The sequence below is a fragment of the Shewanella septentrionalis genome (genome assembly GCF_025370265.1).
In the GTDB taxonomy this organism is placed as follows: domain Bacteria; phylum Pseudomonadota; class Gammaproteobacteria; order Enterobacterales; family Shewanellaceae; genus Shewanella; species Shewanella hafniensis.
In genome coordinates, this window is the sequence record NZ_JAMTCC010000101.1 from 1 (window position 1) to 2,232 (window position 2,232).

Annotated in this window: 2 protein-coding genes and 1 rRNA gene; 2 read left to right on the top strand and 1 reads right to left on the bottom strand. The window is 44.3% G+C overall.

Annotation, left to right across the window (positions count from 1 at the left end; translation table 11 throughout):
- Positions 1 to 4: 4 nt before the first annotated feature.
- On the bottom strand, positions 5 to 472 hold the full coding sequence (locus NE536_RS22660; RefSeq protein WP_006080594.1) for a DUF4124 domain-containing protein: 468 nt from the start codon (positions 470 to 472) through the stop codon (positions 5 to 7).
- Between the two features lie 94 nt (positions 473 to 566).
- On the opposite strand from NE536_RS22660, the gene pssA reads away from it, so the two are divergent.
- Positions 567 to 1,418, top strand: a complete 852-nt coding sequence (gene pssA / locus NE536_RS22665) for a CDP-diacylglycerol--serine O-phosphatidyltransferase (RefSeq protein WP_012588345.1) — start codon at positions 567 to 569, stop codon at positions 1,416 to 1,418.
- Positions 1,419 to 2,138: 720 nt separating this feature from the next.
- Positions 2,139 to 2,232: ribosomal RNA gene (locus NE536_RS22670) — 16S ribosomal RNA — on the top strand; the annotation flags it as partial.

Consider the following 2,232-nt stretch of genomic DNA (forward strand, 5'->3'; position numbering starts at 1 on the left):
ATGGCTACTTCTTATCACAGAAGAGTTTGATTCTTTCCTGTTGCTGGGCAATCGAGGCTTGGCGGTCTTCCTCTGTCATAGCGACAGACTCACCCGAATCGGAAGTTTGGCGGATAAGCTTAGTGTGCGTCGTGAGAATATCTAAATTGTGTTTAGCACTCTCACAAATGGATTGAGCCTGTTTAGCATCTTTCTCTTTGATCAGCGCCGCTGACTTTTCTAATTCATTGGCTTCAGAAGTGGCTTCAGCTTTCTTTACCGGTGCGATAAAACCCACTTTCGCCTGCTCTAAATCTTCACTGTAGAGCTTTTCTGCTTTGATGTTTTCTTGTTGCGGGGCTTGTTGGCTGTAATGCGTCACCCCATTTTCGTCGACCCAAGTATAGATAACGCCCGCAGAAACGGGGCCAATGAAAAGGCCGAGCCAAAACCAGCGGCATAGCATAGTGCTGAACGTGTTCACTTTTAACATCGAAATCATCCCTAACTGGTCTCTCATCGACATGATAATAAAATATGTTATCTTGAAAGCTAACTTCTCTTCACCGAACTAGCGTAATAAGTGTATGCAAAATTCTTCAAATCAAACAGTAAAGAATAAAGGTATCTATTTATTACCGAACCTTTTTACCACAGCGGGTTTGTTTTCTGGCTTTTATGCCGTAATTGCTTCCATGAATGCTAACTTTGAAGCCGCAGCGATAGCCATTTTTATTGCCATGATTTGTGATGGGCTCGACGGCCGAGTGGCAAGACTGACTAATACTCAAAGTGATTTTGGTGCTGAGTACGACAGTATGGCCGATATGGTGTCCTTCGGAATGGCGCCAGCACTACTTGCCTACAATTGGGCTTTAGCCGACTTAGGTAAAATTGGTTGGCTGGCCGCATTTATCTATTGCGCAGGTGCAGCACTCAGGCTTGCTCGATTTAATACGCAAGTTGGCGTCGCCGATAAGCGTTACTTTCAAGGTCTCGCCAGCCCGGCTGCCGCCGCTGTTATTGCTGGCAGTATTTGGCTTGGTAATCAATACAGTCTCGATGGAAGAAATATCAGTTGGATTGCGGCCCTTGTTACGGCAGCAACCGGTTTACTGATGGTCAGCAATTTCCGCTATCACTCCTTTAAAGAAATTGATTGGCGCGGCAAGGTTAACTTTATCGTGATCTTACTGGTCGTCGGTGTGTTTGTGGTGGTGTCGGTGCAACCTGCATTGATTTTATGTGTCGGCTTCTACTTATATGCGATTTCAGGCCCGATCATTACGATTCGAACCGTGAGAAAGCTCAAAGTCGCTCACGTTGTAGGAGATGATGTCGCGGCGAGTGTCGAAACGAACTCCTCAGTCCAAGCCGCTGCACAAACTCAAGTCGTTACAGATCTCGAGAAAGAGAAACAAGAAGAGCATAAACCTTAGGGCTCGTGCATTTGATCATTGCTTATCATTAGCTAGGTGCAAACAAGAGTAAGGCATCACACTAGGCATAACGTTTTTAGAGGTTTGCTGGCAGATATAGCGAAAAATAGTTATCAACTTCTGTTTATGCCCATTCAATCTATTAAAACCTCTGCAATAGGTGATTTCTTCTGCCAGACTTATCAACCCAAACAGCGATATTGCTCAATATTGCAGTATATTTCTGCAGTTTGGTGGTTATTCATTCGCTTGGCGCTGATTGTTAAAAAAGCCCTTGCACAAAATCTTCTGCTCCCTATAATGCGCATCCACTGACACGGCAGACAGCGTTAAGCAGCCTGATGTGACAGTTCATCGATGAGTTTACTGATTGATGAGTGTTGAGAAAGTTTGTAAAAACTCCTTGACGCGAAACGGAAAATGCGTAGAATACGCAGCCCTAGCCAACTGGAAGCGTTCGGCGCTCAGTGTGGTACTCACGTCCTCTTACGGATATTGAGTTGCTCTTTAACAAGATAAAACAAGAAATCTGTGTGGACACTCACAGGTGTTGAGTTAATCGAAATTACTTTACTTTCGAGTGAGTAATCAAAGAATTAAATCAATGAATGAGTGTTCATAGCAATATGTACATAATTTGGGTTTCGCTTTTTTAAAAGCGGAAACAAATGACAGAATTCATTGAGCCGCTGAAGTCGCAAGACGGAAGCAACAAAACTTTAATTGAAGAGTTTGATCATGGCTCAGATTGAACGCTGGCGGCAGGCCTAACACATGCAAGTCGAGCGGCAGCGCAAGGGAGTTTACTCCTGAG

Bases quoted from the DNA above. Each gene is read 5' to 3' on its own strand.
- NE536_RS22660 (WP_006080594.1), bottom strand. From the start codon at position 472: ATGTTAAAAGTGAACACGTTCAGCACTATGCTATGCCGCTGGTTTTGG.
- pssA (WP_012588345.1), top strand. From the start codon at position 567: ATGCAAAATTCTTCAAATCAAACAGTAAAGAATAAAGGTATCTATTTA.